The organism is Microbacterium sp. As-52 (genome assembly GCF_049949185.1).
GTDB classification, from domain to species: Bacteria; Actinomycetota; Actinomycetes; order Actinomycetales; family Microbacteriaceae; genus Microbacterium; species Microbacterium maritypicum_A.
Window position 1 is genome coordinate 1,431,059 of sequence record NZ_CP188171.1, and the last position, 16,767, is coordinate 1,447,825.

The 16,767-nt window shown below is 64.6% G+C and carries 20 protein-coding genes; 14 read left to right on the forward strand and 6 right to left on the reverse strand.

Features of this window, described 5'->3' with window-relative positions:
• The first annotated feature begins 16 nt into the window (after positions 1-16).
• From ACLFA2_RS06860 to ACLFA2_RS06910, 11 genes are all read left to right on the forward strand, one after another.
• Positions 17-529, forward strand: coding sequence for a universal stress protein (locus ACLFA2_RS06860; protein ID WP_153244280.1), 513 nt, complete (start codon positions 17-19; stop codon positions 527-529).
• The gene (locus ACLFA2_RS06865) at positions 526-1,260 is read left to right on the forward strand and encodes a 2,3-bisphosphoglycerate-dependent phosphoglycerate mutase (protein ID WP_426622461.1); all 735 of its coding nucleotides are present in this window, start codon (positions 526-528) and stop codon (positions 1,258-1,260) included. The genes ACLFA2_RS06860 and ACLFA2_RS06865 overlap by 4 nt, the downstream gene beginning before the upstream one ends.
• Positions 1,261-1,273: 13 nt before the next feature.
• The gene (gene eno / locus ACLFA2_RS06870) at positions 1,274-2,608 is read left to right on the forward strand and encodes a phosphopyruvate hydratase (RefSeq protein WP_153244278.1); all 1,335 of its coding nucleotides are present in this window, start codon (positions 1,274-1,276) and stop codon (positions 2,606-2,608) included.
• Entirely contained in the window at positions 2,605-3,102 is a 498-nt protein-coding gene (locus ACLFA2_RS06875) for a fluoride efflux transporter FluC (protein ID WP_153244277.1), read from the forward strand. Before eno ends, ACLFA2_RS06875 begins: the two co-directional genes overlap by 4 nt.
• Entirely contained in the window at positions 3,099-3,476 is a 378-nt protein-coding gene (gene crcB / locus ACLFA2_RS06880) for a fluoride efflux transporter CrcB (protein ID WP_241796833.1), read from the forward strand. Before ACLFA2_RS06875 ends, crcB begins: the two co-directional genes overlap by 4 nt.
• Before the next feature lie 158 nt (positions 3,477-3,634).
• Positions 3,635-4,372 (forward strand): ABC transporter permease, encoded by a 738-nt coding sequence (locus tag ACLFA2_RS06885; protein WP_153244275.1) that lies wholly within the window; start codon positions 3,635-3,637, stop codon positions 4,370-4,372.
• 83 nt (positions 4,373-4,455) lie between these two features.
• On the forward strand, positions 4,456-5,277 hold the full coding sequence (locus ACLFA2_RS06890; protein ID WP_241796832.1) for a phosphatase PAP2 family protein: 822 nt from the start codon (positions 4,456-4,458) through the stop codon (positions 5,275-5,277).
• Positions 5,278-5,461: 184 nt separating this feature from the next.
• Complete coding sequence (locus ACLFA2_RS06895; protein ID WP_047253623.1) at positions 5,462-6,028, forward strand: recombinase family protein; 567 nt, start codon at positions 5,462-5,464, stop codon at positions 6,026-6,028.
• Between the two features lie 9 nt (positions 6,029-6,037).
• Entirely contained in the window at positions 6,038-7,474 is a 1,437-nt protein-coding gene (locus ACLFA2_RS06900; RefSeq protein WP_426622270.1) for a Mu transposase C-terminal domain-containing protein, read from the forward strand.
• A 124-nt stretch (positions 7,475-7,598) separates the two neighbouring features.
• Positions 7,599-8,384 carry an AAA family ATPase gene (locus ACLFA2_RS06905; protein ID WP_227991656.1) on the forward strand — a complete coding sequence of 262 codons (786 nt, stop codon included), beginning with the start codon at positions 7,599-7,601 and terminating at the stop codon, positions 8,382-8,384.
• A 136-nt stretch (positions 8,385-8,520) separates the two neighbouring features.
• On the forward strand, positions 8,521-8,832 hold the full coding sequence (locus tag ACLFA2_RS06910) for a hypothetical protein (protein ID WP_029153956.1): 312 nt from the start codon (positions 8,521-8,523) through the stop codon (positions 8,830-8,832).
• 228 nt (positions 8,833-9,060) lie between these two features.
• On the opposite strand, the gene ACLFA2_RS06915 is transcribed toward ACLFA2_RS06910, so the two are convergent.
• The 6 genes from ACLFA2_RS06915 to ACLFA2_RS06940 form a co-directional block, all read right to left on the reverse strand.
• Positions 9,061-9,594 (reverse strand): signal peptidase II, encoded by a 534-nt coding sequence (locus tag ACLFA2_RS06915; RefSeq protein WP_029264099.1) that lies wholly within the window; start codon positions 9,592-9,594, stop codon positions 9,061-9,063.
• Complete coding sequence (locus tag ACLFA2_RS06920; protein WP_426622271.1) at positions 9,591-10,196, reverse strand: cadmium resistance transporter; 606 nt, start codon at positions 10,194-10,196, stop codon at positions 9,591-9,593. Before ACLFA2_RS06920 ends, ACLFA2_RS06915 begins: the two co-directional genes overlap by 4 nt.
• Entirely contained in the window at positions 10,196-12,121 is a 1,926-nt protein-coding gene (locus ACLFA2_RS06925) for a heavy metal translocating P-type ATPase (RefSeq protein WP_426622462.1), read from the reverse strand. The genes ACLFA2_RS06920 and ACLFA2_RS06925 overlap by 1 nt, the downstream gene beginning before the upstream one ends.
• Positions 12,118-12,477, reverse strand: coding sequence for a Cd(II)/Pb(II)-sensing metalloregulatory transcriptional regulator CmtR (gene cmtR / locus ACLFA2_RS06930; RefSeq protein ID WP_036275916.1), 360 nt, complete (start codon positions 12,475-12,477; stop codon positions 12,118-12,120). The genes ACLFA2_RS06925 and cmtR overlap by 4 nt, the downstream gene beginning before the upstream one ends.
• Positions 12,478-12,798: 321 nt before the next feature.
• Positions 12,799-13,317: a DUF305 domain-containing protein gene (locus ACLFA2_RS06935; RefSeq protein ID WP_200838872.1), complete on the reverse strand. Its 519-nt coding sequence runs from the start codon at positions 13,315-13,317 to the stop codon at positions 12,799-12,801.
• The gene (locus tag ACLFA2_RS06940) at positions 13,314-13,715 is read right to left on the reverse strand and encodes a hypothetical protein (protein ID WP_058631433.1); all 402 of its coding nucleotides are present in this window, start codon (positions 13,713-13,715) and stop codon (positions 13,314-13,316) included. Before ACLFA2_RS06940 ends, ACLFA2_RS06935 begins: the two co-directional genes overlap by 4 nt.
• A 215-nt stretch (positions 13,716-13,930) precedes the next feature.
• On the opposite strand from ACLFA2_RS06940, the gene ACLFA2_RS06945 reads away from it, so the two are divergent.
• Genes ACLFA2_RS06945 through ACLFA2_RS06955 form a run of 3 tightly spaced genes read left to right on the forward strand, consistent with a single transcriptional unit; the run spans position 13,931 to position 16,760 of the window.
• A complete protein-coding gene (locus ACLFA2_RS06945) occupies positions 13,931-14,212 on the forward strand; it encodes a metal-sensitive transcriptional regulator (RefSeq protein ID WP_053095982.1) in 282 nt (93 codons plus the stop codon).
• 30 nt (positions 14,213-14,242) lie between these two features.
• Positions 14,243-14,566, forward strand: coding sequence for a heavy-metal-associated domain-containing protein (locus ACLFA2_RS06950; protein ID WP_060921756.1), 324 nt, complete (start codon positions 14,243-14,245; stop codon positions 14,564-14,566).
• Between the two features lie 55 nt (positions 14,567-14,621).
• Entirely contained in the window at positions 14,622-16,760 is a 2,139-nt protein-coding gene (locus tag ACLFA2_RS06955) for a heavy metal translocating P-type ATPase (protein ID WP_426622463.1), read from the forward strand.
• Positions 16,761-16,767 lie beyond the last annotated feature (7 nt).

Sequence of the window (16,767 nt, forward strand, 5' to 3'; positions counted from 1 at the left end):
GAGATAGGAGACCCTCGTGGACCAGGCCGGCGCTTCAGCCCCCGTTCTCGTCATCGGCGTGATTCCGATGCAGGCTCCGGCCGTCATCGATGCCGCGATCAGCGTTGCTCTTGCGCTTCGTGCCCGTGTTGTGTGTGCGCATGTCGACACGACCCGTTTCGTCGTGGACGAACACCCCGACGGGTCCACCACATCAAGGCCGGTTGATTCGGACGCGTACGATGACGATCCCTCTCCGTTTCCCTACACGCTCGCAGAGCACCTGAGAGATCGGTTCGCACGTGCCGGTGTGGAATGGGACAGGTGTGAGCTGGCGGGCAATCCGGCGACCGCTCTCTCCCATCTCGCAGAGCGCGAGAGCGCGATGATGATCGTGGTCGGGACTCGCCGTCCCGGGATCCGTGGGGCGATGGCAGAGTTCTTCGACGGATCGGTGGCGGCGCATCTCGCTCACCAGCAGCACCGCCCGGTCCTTGTGGTACCGCAGGCCCCGGTGCGTGATGGCGCGCTGCCGTGGGAGTCGACATGAGCGGGACAATCGTGTTGCTGCGTCATGGAGAGAGCACTGCCAACGCCGCGGAGACTTTCACAGGCGTCTCGGATGCTCCCCTGACGGCGAGGGGGCGTCGCGAGGCTGCACAGGCGGCCCGCTTGCTGCGCGCAACGGGGATGACCGTCGGCGCAACGTTCGCCTCTGAGCTGACCCGCGCCACAGACACCGCCGCGATCCTCGCTCAGGAGGGTGTGGGGCCGGATGTTGCGTTGCGGGACTGGCAACTCAATGAGCGCAACTACGGCGCTCTGACGGGGCGAAGCAAAACGGAGATCCTCGCCGAGCATGGCCCAGCCCTGTTTCGCGAGTGGCGGAGGTCTGTTCACGCGGCTCCACCACCATTGACCGCCCGACAGATCGAGATCCTGCGCCGGAAGGAGCCGTTCCGCCACCTTCCCGCTGCGGCCCTCACGGCCACCGAGTCCCTCTTTGACGTGATCGCCCGTGTTCGGCAGTTCCACGGGGAACGAGCACGACCGCGACTGCAGGTGGGTGTGAACGTGCTGGTCGTCGCCCATGGGAACTCGTTGCGCGCCTACTGCGCGGTTCTCGATGACCTCACCGAACCAGAACTCGAGGACCTGAACCTCCCTACCGGCCAGCCCCTCGTCTACCGGCTGACCGCTGACGGCGCCCCACGGGTGCGCGGCGGCGAATACCTCGATCCGATCACCGCACGGCAGGCAGCCGCCACCGTGGCCCGATAAGGAGGAACGTGACATGAACGACTACACCGGTGCCCACCCGCACACGCTTGCCGGCGGCGGGGACTACATCACTCACCACGGCGATCGGCCCGTAGGGTTCGAGATGGTCGCCGCTTCTCAGATTCTGGATTCCCGCGGATACCCGACGGTCCAGGTCACCCTGACGTTGACCGATGGGGACACTGTCGAAGCATCAGCCCCGGCGGGCGCTTCCACGGGGGAGCATGAGGCGGTCGAGGTGCGGGACGGCGGCCATGCGTTCTCGGGGCGTGGAGTGCGTCGAGCCGTCGCGAACGTCGACGAGGAGATCGCGCCCTTGCTCACCGCCCACGGGTGGACCTCCCTGCGCGACCTGGACGCGGCCCTGCGTCAGCTGGACGGCACTGGCTCGCTATCGAGGCTCGGAGCGAACGCGGTGATCGCCGTGTCGATGGCGGCTACCCGCGCGTTCGCACATGCTGCAAGCGTTCCGCTGCACCGCTACCTCAGCCACCTTTCCGGCGCGGAAGAGCGGCTCCCCGTGCCACACTTCAACGTGATCAACGGCGGCGCTCATGCTCCCGGCGGTCTACCGTTCCAGGAGTTCATGATCGCCCCGGTGGGTGCCGCGAACGAGGAGCATGCCCTGCAGATGGGGGCGGAGATCTATCACGCCCTCGCGGGACTCGTGCGTAGTCGTTTCGGAATGGCCGGGTTGGGTGACGAGGGCGGATTCGCGCCGCCCATCGACGATCCTGAACAGGCCCTCGACCTGCTGATGGATGCGATCGCCGCCGCCGGATACACGCCCGGGCTCGACCAGGTCGCGATCGCGATGGACCCGGCGGCGAACGGTTTCGCGGTGGACGGCGCCTACCGCATCGGCTCCCGCACAATGAACAGTGAACAACTCGGCGACTACTACACAGGACTCGTCAACACGTACCCCATCCGCAGCATCGAAGACGGATTCGCAGAAAACGATCACCCCGGCTGGGCCCTACTGTTCGAGCGCCTCGCAGACAGGATCCAGCTCGTCGGCGACGACCTGTACGTCACCGACCCGGCCCGCATCCGCGACGGTGCAGAGCACCACTACTCGAATGCTGCGCTGATCAAACCCAATCAGATCGGCACCGTCACCGACACACTCGCCGCGATCAGTGCCGCCCGAGAAGCCGCCATGGCCTGCATGGTGTCCCACCGCTCCGGTGAGACCCTCGACACCTTCATCGCCGACCTGGCCGTCGGTACCGGGGTCGGCCAGATCAAATCCGGTGCCCCCGCTCGCGGCGAGAGACTCGCAAAGTACAATCGCCTCGCTCAGATCGAGGCCTCCAACGCCCATCTGTCGTTCGGACTGCGATGACCGCCGGTGCACAGACGCCAGATACGTCTCCGTTGCCGCTGGACAGCGACATCGAGGTCGACGACGCACGCACACCCGCGCCCCGCCCGGTCCATCTCCACTGGCGCTATCTTGGGCTCGTCGCGCTCGGCGGAATGATCGGCACCGGATTGCGCGAGGCGCTCAGCCTCGCGATCCCTCCCGTGGCAGGCATCCCCTTCACCACAGCAGCGATCAACATCGTCGGTGCGTTTGTGCTCGGGTTCCTCCTCGAGACGCTCGCGCACCGCGGCGAAGATGCCGGCCGTCGACGAGTTCTCCGGTTGTTCGCAGGCACCGGGATACTCGGTGGATTCACCACCTATAGTGCGCTTGCCACCGACACAGTCCTCCTCCTCCAAGACACCCCCGCTGTCGGGCTCGCCTACGCGGTCGGCACCTTACTGATCGGCGGTGCAGCGACCGCAGGCGGGATCATCAGCGCGGGAGCGATCCGACGAAAGGGCGCACGATGACGCCCTGGCTGTTCCTCGCCATCGCCGCATCGGGCGGCATCGGCGCGGCACTGAGATTCCTCATCGACGGGCTCATCCGCACCCGCACCATCGGCTCGTACCCGTTCGGCACAATGTTGACCAACGTGACCGGATCCTTCTTTCTCGGTCTGGTGACCGGATTGGCCGCAACCGCAGCCCTTCCCGAGGACCTGCGGTTGCTGGTAGGGACCGGTCTCCTCGGCGGATACACCACCTTCAGCACAGCGAGCTTCGAAACCATCCGCCTCGCCCAGGACAAACGCACCATCGCGGCCGCGACCAACGGGATTGGCACACTCGTCCTCACCGTCGGCGCGGCCGCCGTCGGATACACACTCGGCGCGGTTCTGTGAGAGATCAAGCCAACTCCTACATCGACCATTCGCGGATCGCTTGGTTGCTTCGCTTGGTTGCCCGACATCCGATCACCGTGTTCATCTGGTACCGCATCGCGCTCGGATTTTTCGTCGCCGCACCTCCGGCAACCGGCGTTCTCTCTCTAACGTGACCCATGTCGCTCCTTACAACCGGGCTCACCGTGCTGCTGCTCACCGCCGTGACATTCGTGATCGTCGGACGGTTGAATATCCCGCAACCCTGGTTGCAGCCGTGGGCGATCGTCCGCGCCTGCGTGCAGCTCGGCATCCTCAGCCTTCTGCTCAACGTCATCATCACCGAGCCATTGTGGGTGGGGGTGTTCCTTGTTGTCATGGCCGGTGCCGCTACCGGTGTGGTAGCGGGTCGGCTCCGCGTCGGATGGCGGCGCATCCCCGCCATCGCCTTGACGATCACCGTCGCCGCCTTGGTCCCAATCGCGATCATTTTCTCTACCACTGCCGTCGATTTCACGACCCGGTACGCCCTGGCCCTTACTGGCATCGTGATCGGAAACACGATGACAGTCACGACTTTGATGGGGCGGAACGTGCAGCATGCGCTGGTCACGGATCACGACGAAATCGAGGGATGGCTCGCATTGGGCGCGACACCCCGCCGGGCCACGCACCACTCCATCAGAACCGCAGCAGCAACGGCGCTCATCCCCTCGACCGATCAGGCTCGAACCACTGGGATAGTCACTCTTCCCGGCGCATTCGTCGGAGCCGTTTTTGCTGGCGCCTCCCCACTGGACGCTGCACAGTTTCAACTTCTCGTACTCGCCGCCATCCTCACCGCAGCCGCGATCGCCGCCACTCTAGTCACAGCATTCTTTGGTGCGCCCACCCAACTCCCGTCCATTCGCGGCTGACATCGACCGCTCCTCGCTGCGAACGGAAGAGACGCCGAGTCGGCGCTATACGGTGAATACGAACACCACGATTGGATCCATACATGCCTCACACCAATGAACCTGATGAGGGGGTCCCCGGGGAGCTGACGCAAGATAGTCAGAGCCTTCCCCGGCGTAGTACGCCGCTGTGGAGTCGCCTCACGCAGGGTGCGCATGCGCTTAGCGAACGGCTCGGCCCCAACGGGGCGCTGATCCTGATCCTGGCGTTCGGGCTGGTTCTCGTTGTCGCTCTAAGCTTCGCCGCCGCGCAGGTGTACGACAACATCGTCGACGCCGATGGAGTCGCGGGGATCGACCGGCCCCTGCTCGATTTCGCGATGACACTCCGATCACCCTGGCTCGACATCATCCTCACCGGCTACACCGAGATCGCCGGCCCGCTTGGCATGCCCATCATTGCCATCGCTGCAGCCCTAGTCCTTGGTCTTCGTCGCCGATCCTGGACCCCGGTCATTCTGATCGTCGCTGCCGGTAGCGGGTCACTTCTGATGACGGTTGTCGGGAAGAACTTGTTCGGGCGGGATCGACCACCGCTCTCGGATGCTGTTCCACCCTATGAATATTCCGCATCCTTCCCGAGTGGGCACACTCTGAACGCAGTCGCTGTCGTGGGGGTGATCGCTTATCTGATCATCCTGCGGCAAACGAAACACCAAGCCGTAATCATCGGCGCTGCCGCGCTGTTCGCCCTCACCACAGGCCTCGATCGGATCTACCTCGGGCACCACTGGGCAACCGACGTCCTCGGAGCATGGGCGCTCGGTGCTGCCTGGCTCGCTTTGGTCATCACCGCGCACCAGCTGTACCTCACGGTCCGTCGACGCCGCGAGGCTCACGCACCCGACACACCCCTCAGCAGATAAGTCCCGACCCAACCGCCGGGATCGTCAACAGGGGCGAAGCTGAATCCCGTCTGCCGCTGCGGTGACTCTCAAACGACCGTTCATGAGTCATCCGGAATTTTGGTCGGCCAGTTCGGCGAGTCGTGTCTCACGACCCGTGTCAGCAATCTATGTAAAACAAGCGGCGTTCACGTTACACTGAGGCATGGCCACGATCGGTTACGCCCGAGTCTCAACCCGAGACCAGAATCCCGACGGCCAAACGGATGCGCTCAATGCGGCGGGCTGCGACAAGATTTTCGTCGAGCACGCATCCGGCACCCTGGCGAAACGGCCGGCACTGACGGAAGCCCTCGGATATCTGCGCGAGGGAGACTCGCTCGTCGTGACGAAACTTGACCGGCTCGGCCGGTCGGTGAGAAACCTCAAACAGGTCGCGGACGAATTGCAACAGCGCGGGGTCGGTTTGAAGGCACTCTCGCAGGGCATCGACACGACGACGCCGGGAGGTCGCCTGTTCTTCCACATGCTCGCTGCGATCGCGGAGTTCGAACACGACCTCATCGTCGAACGCACCCACGACGGCCTCGCGGCCGCCCGCGCCCGGGGCCGAAAGGGCGGCCCGAAGTTCAAGATGACGCCAACGAAGATCCGGCAGGCCCGGGCGATGTACGACGAGGGCGGCCACACCGTCCAAGAGATTGCCGACACGTTCGGAGTGTCCCGGCCCACGATCTACCGGCACCTGGCCGAGCACGTCGAGCGGGCCTAACGAGGAATCATGGCGCACCTCAGCGACCGGCAGAAAGCCGAGCTTGTGCGCCAACACCAGGACGGGGTGCCCTGGACGCTGCTCGCGGCGCACTCCGGTGTCGCGGTGCGGACCTTGCAACGATGGGCCGCTCGGATGGAAACGGGACAGCTCTCACGGGCACCTCGCAGCGATAAGGGTTCGAGGCGCATCGACGCCGAGCTGGTGAAGGCGATTGAGGCGCTTGCTGTGCGGCGACCCGCGCCGACGATCGCGTATATCCACCGCCGCATCGGTGATATCACCAGGGGCCGAGGACTATCCGTCCCGGGGTACACCACGGTCCGCGAAATCGTGCACGCGCTCGACCCGGGCCTGACTGCTCTCGCGGACGGCGGGGACGCGGCCTATCGAGACAAGTTCGAGCTGGTCTACCGCCGCACAACCTCTGCGCCGAATGAACAGTGGCAGATGGACCACACTCTGCTCGATGTGATGATTCTCGATGACCGGCAGCAGGCCGTCCGCCCCTGGCTCACGATCGTGCTCGACGACTACTCACGAGCGATCGCGGGCTACGCGGTCAGCGTCTCAGCACCCACGGCCGAGCATTCCGCATTGGCGTTCCACCAGGCCATTACTCGGAAACGAAACCCGAAGTGGGTGGTGTCGGGCCTCCCGGACATCCTCTACAGCGATCACGGGTCCGACTTCACCTCGACCAGGATCGAACACGTGTGCCTCGACGTGCACGTGCGCTTGATTCATTCACGGATCGGCGTCCCGCAGGGACGCGGCAAGATCGAACGGTTCTACCGAACGATCACGACCGAGCTGCTGCCGCACCTACCCGGCTTCATCCCGCACGGCACCGGTGGATCGCCCATCACCGAACCCAGGTTGACCTTGCACCAGCTCGACGACATTCTCGAGCGATTCATCGTCGACGAATACAACGAACGCATCCACTCATCGACGGGCGCTGCCCCGCACGAGCGATGGCGCAGCGACAGTTTCATCCCTCGAACACCCGCCCGCCCGGAAGACATCAATCTGCTTCTACTCACCGCAGCGACAACCCGCCGTGTGCAACGCGACGGGATCCGTTTCGCATCCACCCGATACATCTCACCAGTCCTCGCCGCATACGTCGGCGAAGACGTCACGGTGCGATACGACCCCCGCGACCTCGGAGAGATACGAATCTTCCACGACAACGCATTCCTCTGCCGCGCAATTGCCCCCGAGCGCTCCTCGGAAACCGTCTCTTTTGCTGATCTGCAAACCGCGAGGAACGCGCGGCGTCGCGCCCTGAAGCAGCAACTCCGCGAGCTCACCGCTCATGCGGGTTCCCTTCCCGAAGACACGCGCCACCAACCCTTGATCGCAACGATGCTCGACAGCACACCTGACCATCTCGCGACACCTCCCACGCGACACGGATTAAGGACCTACGCCAGTGACTGATCCAGACGCTAAGCCCCAGTCTCTTCTCTTCACGCCTGACGATGACGGACGCCGATTCCTCAACGGTCATTTCGACGAGTTCACCGATGCACCCCCGCCCCGCGCAGATACCTTGCCCACATTCGTGACCACACGTGAGCACCGACGCTTCGCCGAGTTCGCAGACACCGTCCGATCCCACCGCTACATCGGACTCTGCTACGGACCACCCGGCGTCGGCAAGACACGCTCCGCACGCAACTACGCCGGCACCGACGAATGGGAGCAGTGGTACCCGCTCTCCCGCAGCAAAGGCGCACTGCCACCCGTGCCCGAAGCGGTACAACGAAGCCGCACGGCGTTCTTCACACCCACCGTCGCCGCGTCCATCAAACAGATTGATCAAGGCCTGCCCCGGGCATGCCAGCACATCTCCTGGGCCATCGACTACGCCCAGCACGGGCACGTTGATCCTTTCGTGCACGCCGAGTCCCAACACAGCGGGAACACCGAACTGCTCATCATCGACGAAGCCGACCGACTCAAAACCGCCGGCCTCGAACAAGTCCGCGACTTCTACGACCGCCACCGGATGGGCGTCATCCTCATCGGCATGCCCGGCATCGAAAAACGGCTCGCCCGCTACCCCCAGCTATACAGCCGCATCGGGTTCGCTCACGAGTACCGGGCGCTACGCAGTGACGAGCTCACGGCCGTCGTCGCGCAGCGCCTCCCGGACCCCGACCCAGACGACTCCGGTCTCGCACACACCGCAGCTCTCGCCGCAATAGTCCGGGCCACCAACGGAAACTTCCGCCTCGCCGACAGGCTCGTCACCCAGATCAACCGCATACTCGACATCAATAGGCAGACGCACCTCATCCCTGAGGCCGTCGACGCTGCCCAAGAAGCGCTCCTCATCGGACGATAAGCGACGCGGTAAACACGACATTTTCTGGCGCAAGTCACAACTTCCCCAGCACCACCACGGGTGCCCGGCCGCAAACGATCGTTTTCGGTGGTAGCCCGGGCACGACATCAACAGCGAAGTCGAGGATGATTGAGTCGTGGAGATTGAGCTGCTTTATATCGCCGGTTGCCCCAGCTGGGTTGAGGCTGGCCGTCGTGTTTCTGAGGCGCTACGAGAAACAGGCCACGACGAATCGGAGGTTCACTACCGACTCATCCGGACGGAGGAGGACGCGGGCGCAGTCTCGTTCGCGGGCTCCCCCACGATCACCCTGGATGGCAACGATCTCTTTCCGGGGTCGGGGCGAAGCAATGACCTCGCCTGCCGTATTTACAGCACCCCTGCTGGGCTGGCCGGGATGCCAACGGTTGAACAGATTCGAGAGGCGCTCTCCGCTCATGGCGACTGACGAGGACGTTGCGTGCACGTGCTGCGGGCGACATCTGCCACGCAAGAAGCTGCACGCACTCGGAGACGATCGCGCTTTCATCTGTCGACGATGCGGCTGGTGGGTGGCTCTGCGCCTACATCGCGACCGCCCGCCTGCCTAAGCGTGAACTCACTCAACGGCTGCCCACGGCGATCGCGCCGATGTAGAGGGCGAGTTGATGGGTGTCCCACCACCGCACAACGGATCTCACTCGGTGCTCTCATCCCCGGCGCGGATCATGAAAACTGCTCCGGTGATCGCTGCGGCGAAGATTACGATGTCGGCGATGTTGCCGATGAACCAGTTTCCGTAGGCGAGGAAGTCCACGACGTGACCACGGGCGAATCCGGGGTCCCGGAAAAGGCGGTCGCCTGCGTGTGAGGCGGAAGCGCCGCCGAGCGCGCCGATGACGATCGCCCATCTCACGCGTTGCACTCGGAACGCGAACACGATCGCTGTGACCGTGGCGGCGACAGCGAGCAGCGCGAACACCCAGGTGAAGCCTTCCCCGAAGGAGAATGCCGCTCCGGGGTTATAGGCGAGCTGCAAACCCAGCAGGTCACCGATCAGCGGGATGCGCTCACGGTCGGTGAGGGTCGCTTCGGCCCACACCTTGGTTCCCTGATCGATCAGCACGACGACCACGGCGATCAAGAGCGCTCCACCAGTGAGCTGCCGCCGCCGGGTCGACGACAGCTTGCGCGCAGCGGGCGGATGAGCCTCTGACTGGGAGGAGGTCATGCGAGCACCTCGATCAGACGGACGATGACCCCAGATTCGATCAGGATGAACAGGCCCAGGCCGATGAACACGGCCGGTACGAGCCAGTGCTCGACGCGCTCCAGCCCCTCGGTAACAGCCTTGTTGGTGCCGATCAGCCGGCCGGCCGCGCACCAGACCGCGACGAGGATCAGGAATACGACGATCATGATCGCGACGTCGCTGGGGGCGCTGGTGCGGAAGATCGGCGTGTAGAGGGAGATGTTGTCGGCCCCGTTGGCGATCGTGATCCCTGCGACGCCCCATAGTCCGACCGCGGTGATCTTGGAGTCGTCATCATCATCGCTGTTACGGCGCAGGCCGCGAATGAGCGTCCAGATGCCGATGCCGAGCGGGATCAGACCCAGGAAACCGACCCATTCGTCCGGAACGATGGTGAGACCGAGAGCGGCGATCACGCTGATCACGACGAGGGTGATGAACCCGAGATACTGGCCCGCGACGATCTGCCACGGCCGGGGCTTCCCTCGACTGGAAGCCAGGAACAGCACGGTGAGCACGACAATGTCGTCGATGTTGGTTGCCGCGAACAGGCCGATCGCTGAACCGATAGTTGCGAGCATCAGCTTTCCAGTCGTGGCGTGCGGGTGCGTGCGGCGCGCAGACCGTTGAGGATCACGATGACCTCCGCGACCTCGTGGACCAGGACGACGGCCGCGAGCCCCAGGACGCCGAAGAGCGCGAGCGGGAGCAGTGCAGTGATGATCAGCAGCGACAGGATGATGTTCTGGTTGATGATCCGTCGACCGCGGCGGGCGTGATCGAACGCTCGCGGGATGAGGCGCAGATCATGGCCGGTGAAGGCCACGTCGGCGGATTCGATTGCCGCGTCGGAGCCGGTGGCGCCCATCGCGATACCGATGTCTGCGCCAGCGAGGGCCGGTGCGTCGTTGATTCCGTCGCCGATCATCGCGACCGGCCCCGCCTTTGACAGCTCGCCGATCGCGGTTGCCTTATCCTCGGGACGCAGTTCCGCGCGCACGTTGCTGATCCCGGCCTGCGCGGCCAGTGCACGAGCGGTGCGGGCGTTGTCTCCGGTGAGCATCGTCACGCCGACGCCTTGGTTGATGAGCGTCCGGACTACCTCGGGGACTTCAGGGCGCAGTTCGTCGCGGACGCCGATCGCGGCGACGGGGGTTCCATCGCGGTGGACGATCACGACGGTCATGCCCTGCTCCTCCAACTCCGCGACCTGCTTCCCGAGGTCGCCCGCGTCCAGCCAGCGAGGACTGCCGACGGTGATTCTCGATCCGCCGACAGTGCCGTCGATGCCGTGCCCGGCCTGCTCGGTCACATCTGCAGCTGCCGGTGTGCCCGGGGCCGCGGCGGTGATCGCAGAGGCAAGGGGATGCGTGCTGTGCTGCTCCAGTGCGGCCGCCCAGGCCAGCGCCTGTGTCTCGGTCACGCCGTTCGCAGTGAGCACCGCGGTGACCGCAGGTTCGTTGCGGGTGAGGGTGCCGGTCTTGTCGACCGCGACGTGGCGGACCGTGCCGAAGCGCTCGAAGACGGCGCCGGACTTGATGATCACGCCGAACTTGCTTGCTGCGCCGATCGCGGCGACGACCGTCAGCGGCACCGAGATCGCCAGCGCACACGGAGAAGCGGCGACCAGCACGACAAGCGCGCGGGTGATCCACACCTCTGGATCGCCCAGCAGCGACCCGATGATCGCGACGAGCGCTGCGAGGATCAGAACGCCGGGTACGAGCGGGCGGGCGATCCTGTCCGCGAGACGTGCACGCTCGCCCTTCTCGGTCTGCGCCTTCTCGACCAGCTCCACGATCGTGGTGAGCGAGTTGTCGGTGCCCGCAGCGGTCGTTTCGACCTCCAGCGCGCCGGCGCTGTTGATCGCACCGGCCGACACCGCATCGCCGGGCTCGACCTCGACGGGGATCGACTCCCCGGTGATCGCCGAGGTGTCCAGGCTGGAGCGGCCAGAACGGACGATCCCGTCGGTTGCGATCCGCTCGCCGGGACGGACCACCATGACCTGGCCGACCGTCAGCTCTCTCGCGGGCACCTGCGCAGAGACGCCGTTCTGCAGCACGGTCGCTGTCTCCGGCACGAGCTTCAGCAGCGCCCTCAGCCCGCCCCGGGCACGGTCCATCGCCTTGTCCTCGAGCGCCTCAGCAATCGAGTACAAGAACGCCAGAGCCGCAGCCTCCTCCACGTAGCCGAGGATGACCGCGCCGATCACGCTGATCGTCATCAGCAGCCCGATACCGAGCTTGCCCTTGAACAGTTTCCGGATCGCGCCGGGCGTGAACGTCGACGCACCGAGGAGCAGACCGGCCCAGAACAACACCAGCGCCGGGATCTCGAGGCCGGACCATTCAAGGATCAGACCGGCCAGGAATGCGACACCGGAGAAGACCGGCACCATAATCCCACGGTCCCTCCACCAGGGCCGCACAACCTCTTCGGTCTCATCCTCCGCCGCAGTGGCAGGCTGGGCAGGCTCGTGCTCGCAGCCACACGCCGCGCTCACGCGTCCGCCCCCGTCCCACAGCAGCCAGCCACCGTGCACGCAGAGTCCACGCACGGCGCGTGCTCATCGACCGCCAGCGTCACGTCCACGAGCGCGACGAGCGCAGCCGTAAGATGCGGGTCGGCGATCTCGTAACGAGTCTGGCGACCCTCCGGCTCGGCAACGACAATCCCGCAGTCACGCAGGCAGGTGAGATGGTTCGACACGTTCGAACGCGTCAGCTCCAGCTCACGAGAGAGCACAGCCGGGTAGCTCGGTCCACCGAGCAGAGACATTAGGATTCGGGAACGCGTGGGATCGGCCATGGCCCGGCCGAGCCGGTTCATGACATCGAGGCGTGAGGAAATAGTCAGCACACACTGAACTATACAGTGATTGATGACCTATTGGAACGGCTTCACCCCAGGCGACATCTCTGGGGCCTGGGTGTAAGTACATCCGGCTCACACCCCACCGAATACGCCTACCGAAACCCGCTTACGGCGCACGTTTCTGGCATTCGATCTGGTGTGCCTTCACTCACCGCGCCGCAAACGATCGTTTTCGGCAGCTCTCGCGTAAGGCTGAGGCGTAAGGTTGCCTGGTCGACCCGGACCCTGTCGACGGCGGTGATCCGGTCCGCTCGTCATGAGCGCGGTAGCCGGTCCACTCGTCGCAAGGGTGGTGCCGACGCCCCACTAATCGTCGAGACGGTCGAGAATCTCATTCATCTGGTCGATCTCTTCCTGCTGTGACGAGATGATCTGCTCACAGAGATCTTGGATCTCCGGGTCGCTGATGTCTGATTGCTCACACACCAGAATCGCTCGAGAGTGATGCGGGATCATGGAACGGAGGAACTGGTCGTTACCGACGAACGCTTCCGAGCGTCCCATGAAGAAGGCGACAAGGAAAAGCGCGGCGAAACCTACGAGCAAGCTGATGTTCGCGGCCTTGTTCGGGAACATCTTCCACATGACGATGACCATGATGATGCCCATGGGGAAGACCATCATCAGTGCCATGTAGAGGTTGCTGATGTTGAGGAAGAGATCGTCCAGGACGTTGATCATCGCAAACGTGAGGAAGTACATCACAACGAAGCTGAGCGATAGCGAGACGGCGAGCTTAAGGTAGCTCGACATCCCGCCCTGATTCTTCCCCTGGGAGTGGCCGGCCGGCGGGCGTGAACCGTTGTCGGCGTGCTGGCTTGTCATAGCGACTCCAGCAGTGCAACGCACGCCTGTTCGCAGCGTCGGCATGCCTCAGCGCAGATCGTGCAGTGTTCGTGCATGGTGTGCTGTTCACATTCGTTAGCACAGCTCAGGCACGCCGCTCGGCAAGCTTCGAGCGCGGCACGGGTGACGCTGGCGTCGTGCCCGGTGCGACGGGAGAGGATCCGGGCGGTGGTTATGCAAAGGTCTGCACAGTCCTGGTTCGCGCGAATGCACTTGATTAGGTCAGCAACCATGTCCTCGCTGAGGCAAGCGTCGGCACATGCGGTGCAGGCTTGCGCGCACGCGAGACACGCGTCGATGCAGTCGACGAGCTTCTTCTGATCAATTCCGCCCAGATCTTTCGGATACGTGCTGAGCATTTCTTCGGTGACGGTCATGAGAGAACTCCTTTCGTGAGCCACGAAAGTACGCTCGCATCGCCCGCGCACTGAGGCCCTTGAATACCCCGCTGGGGTCTGGTAACCCGGTATTGATAAGCCGCCGCGCTGCGCAGATCAGCCTGTGAGCTGAACAGAGTCGGCGACCACGTTCGCCTAGCGGGAATAGAAGCGAAAACATTGAGTTACATACCCCCAGGGGGTATGCTCGAGGCATGAACGGGTACGACGGAAGCAAGGACGACCTGCGCAAGCGGTTGAATCGCGTCGAAGGCCAGGTGCGGGGGATCTCCCGGATGGTTGATGAGGACAAGTACTGCATCGACATCCTTACGCAGGTCTCTGCGGCGACGAAGGCCCTGGAGACGGTGGCGTTGTCGTTGCTGAGCGATCATCTGAGTCACTGCGTCGCTCAGGCAAGTGCTGAGGGTGGCGACTTCGCAGCGGAGAAGGTTCGTGAGGCCAACGAAGCCATCGCCCGCCTGGTTCGTTCATGACCACACGTCTGTTTAGTAAAGGAGAACACCATGACTGATCGCATCGAGCTGGGACTGACGGATGCGAACGCTGGTTGCGCATGCTGCGCTGCCCCATCGAACACAGAGACAGCCGTCCACGACGATTCTGCGGTCACATCGGAGGTGCTCGTCGACGGGATGACATGCTCGCATTGCGCATCGAGCGTCAGTGAGGAGCTGGGCGCTGTCGACGGTGTCGAGTCCGTCACCGTGGATCTCAACGCGGGTGGCACCTCCCGGGTGACCATCCGCAGCACCGCCCCGGTTGACCCCGCCGCTGTGAAGGCTGCGGTGGAGGAGGCCGGCTACGCTCTCGCGACCAGCCAGCCCTGAGTTGCATCTTTCGGCGTCCGGCTTACCCCGGGCGCACCTGAGCAAGGAGTCTCCGATGAGCCAGCACGACGAACACACCGATCACACCGCGCACCGCAACCACACGGCGGCGGCAACGACGGAGCACGACCATGGGGCGATGAGCCACGATCACGCTGCACCGCACGAAGACACCGGGCACGGCGGCCACGAAGATCACGCCGGTCACGGCGGGCATGGCGGCCACGGGGATCATGTGGGGCAGTTCCGGCGCCTGTTCTGGATCATGCTGCTCCTCGCCGTGCCGGTGGTCGGATTCTCGACGATGTTCTCGATGATCCTGGGGTACCCGCTGCCGGACGCGGCGTGGGTCGCGTGGGTGTCACCGGCTCTCGGAACGGTGATGTACGTGTGGGGCGGTGCCCCGTTCCTGACCGGTGCGGTCGGTGAACTTCGTGCCCGCAAACCGGGGATGATGCTGCTGATCGCCCTCGCGATCACCGTGGCGTTCCTCGCCTCCTGGGGGGCGAGCATCGGGCTGCTGCACCACGAGCTGGATTTCTGGTGGGAGCTGGCGCTGCTGATCGTGATCATGCTGCTCGGCCACTGGATCGAGATGCGTTCCCTCGCCCAGACGACGTCGGCGTTGGATTCCCTCGCCGCATTGCTGCCCGACGAGGCGGAGAAGGTCGACGGAGACACCACTGTCACCGTCGCACCGGCTGATCTGCAGGTCGGAGACGTGGTGGTGGTGCGTCCGGGCGGGCGGGTCCCCGCGGATGGGCGGATCGTGCAGGGTTCGGCCAGCATGGACGAGTCGATGATCACCGGAGAGTCTCGGCCGGTGCGCCGCAGCGATGGTGACCCGGTAATCGCTGGAACCGTAGCCACCGATTCCGGGGTGCGGGTAGAGATCACCGCCATTGGTGAAGACACCGCACTCGCGGGCATCCAGAAACTGGTCACGGAGGCGCAGAGTTCATCGTCGCGGGCGCAACGACTCGCGGATAAGGCAGCGGGGTGGCTGTTCTGGTTCGCGCTCGGCGCTGCCGCGATCACCGCGATTGTGTGGACTCTCGTCGGCCAGCCCGAGGCAGCCGTGATCCGCACCATCACCGTGCTGGTCATCGCCTGCCCGCACGCGCTGGGTCTCGCGATCCCACTGGTCGTGTCGATAGCGACCGAACGCGCCGCCCGTGGAGGTGTGCTGATCAAGGATCGTCTCGCCCTGGAGAGCATGCGCACCGTCGACACGATCCTGTTCGACAAGACCGGCACGCTCACCAAGGGCACCCCCGCCGTGACCGCGATCGATCCCGTCACAGGGGCCGACGCCGATCAGCTGCTCGCGTGGGCGGCGGCCGCGGAAGCGGACTCCGAGCACCCCCTCGCCCGTGCGATCGTCAACGCAGCGAAAGAGAAGAACCTCACCGTTCCGCGATCGACCGATTTTGAATCCTCCCCCGCCGTGGGGGTGCGTGCCCGTGTCGACGGACACGTCGTGCAGGTCGGCGGCCCGTACATGCTCGAGCAAGAACACGCCGTTGAGCTGCCGGTTGCCGACGAGTGGCGCGGTGAGGGTGCGATCATCCTCCACGTGCTCGTTGACGGTCAGGTGACGGGCGCGCTGCGCCTGGCGGATGAGATCCGGTCCGAGTCGCGTCACGCGGTCGATGCGCTCCACGAACGGGGCGTGCAGGTGGTGATGATCACCGGTGACGCCGATGCGGTCGCCGCGTCCGTCGCCGGCGAGCTGGGTATCGACCGGTACTTCGCCGGGGTCCGTCCGGAGGACAAGGCCTCCAAGGTGAAAGAACTGCAACACGAAGGCCGCAAGGTCGCGATGGTCGGTGACGGCGTGAACGACGCCCCCGCCCTCGCCCAGGCGGACGTGGGGATTGCGATCGGTGCCGGAACGGACGTCGCGATTGCCTCAGCGGGTGTCATCCTCGCCAGCGACGACCCTCGATCGGTGATCTCCGTGATTGAGCTGTCGCGGGCGAGTTACCGGAAGATGAAACAGAACCTCTGGTGGGCCGCCGGGTACAACCTGCTCTCCGTCCCCCTCGCGGCCGGTGTGCTCGCCCCCGTCGGATTCGTGTTGCCGATGTCCGTCGGTGCGGTGCTGATGTCACTGTCCACGATCGTTGTCGCGCTGAATGCGCAGTTGCTGCGACGGCTGAACCTCAGCCCGGACGCCGTCGTCGACAAGTAGGCGTCAG

Bases quoted from the DNA above. Each gene is read 5' to 3' on its own strand.
- ACLFA2_RS06915 (WP_029264099.1), bottom strand. From the start codon at position 9,594: ATGACCTCCTCCCAGTCAGAGGCTCATCCGCCCGCTGCGCGCAAGCTG.
- ACLFA2_RS06895 (WP_047253623.1), top strand. From the start codon at position 5,462: ATGGCCACGATCGGTTACGCCCGAGTCTCAACCCGAGACCAGAATCCC.
- crcB (WP_241796833.1), top strand. From the start codon at position 3,099: ATGACGCCCTGGCTGTTCCTCGCCATCGCCGCATCGGGCGGCATCGGC.
- ACLFA2_RS06900 (WP_426622270.1), top strand. From the start codon at position 6,038: ATGGCGCACCTCAGCGACCGGCAGAAAGCCGAGCTTGTGCGCCAACAC.
- ACLFA2_RS06885 (WP_153244275.1), top strand. From the start codon at position 3,635: ATGTCGCTCCTTACAACCGGGCTCACCGTGCTGCTGCTCACCGCCGTG.
- ACLFA2_RS06950 (WP_060921756.1), top strand. From the start codon at position 14,243: ATGACTGATCGCATCGAGCTGGGACTGACGGATGCGAACGCTGGTTGC.
- ACLFA2_RS06940 (WP_058631433.1), bottom strand. From the start codon at position 13,715: ATGACCGTCACCGAAGAAATGCTCAGCACGTATCCGAAAGATCTGGGC.
- eno (WP_153244278.1), top strand. From the start codon at position 1,274: ATGAACGACTACACCGGTGCCCACCCGCACACGCTTGCCGGCGGCGGG.
- ACLFA2_RS06935 (WP_200838872.1), bottom strand. From the start codon at position 13,317: ATGACAAGCCAGCACGCCGACAACGGTTCACGCCCGCCGGCCGGCCAC.
- ACLFA2_RS06890 (WP_241796832.1), top strand. From the start codon at position 4,456: ATGCCTCACACCAATGAACCTGATGAGGGGGTCCCCGGGGAGCTGACG.
- ACLFA2_RS06865 (WP_426622461.1), top strand. From the start codon at position 526: ATGAGCGGGACAATCGTGTTGCTGCGTCATGGAGAGAGCACTGCCAAC.
- ACLFA2_RS06945 (WP_053095982.1), top strand. From the start codon at position 13,931: ATGAACGGGTACGACGGAAGCAAGGACGACCTGCGCAAGCGGTTGAAT.
- ACLFA2_RS06920 (WP_426622271.1), bottom strand. From the start codon at position 10,196: ATGCTCGCAACTATCGGTTCAGCGATCGGCCTGTTCGCGGCAACCAAC.
- ACLFA2_RS06955 (WP_426622463.1), top strand. From the start codon at position 14,622: ATGAGCCAGCACGACGAACACACCGATCACACCGCGCACCGCAACCAC.
- ACLFA2_RS06875 (WP_153244277.1), top strand. From the start codon at position 2,605: ATGACCGCCGGTGCACAGACGCCAGATACGTCTCCGTTGCCGCTGGAC.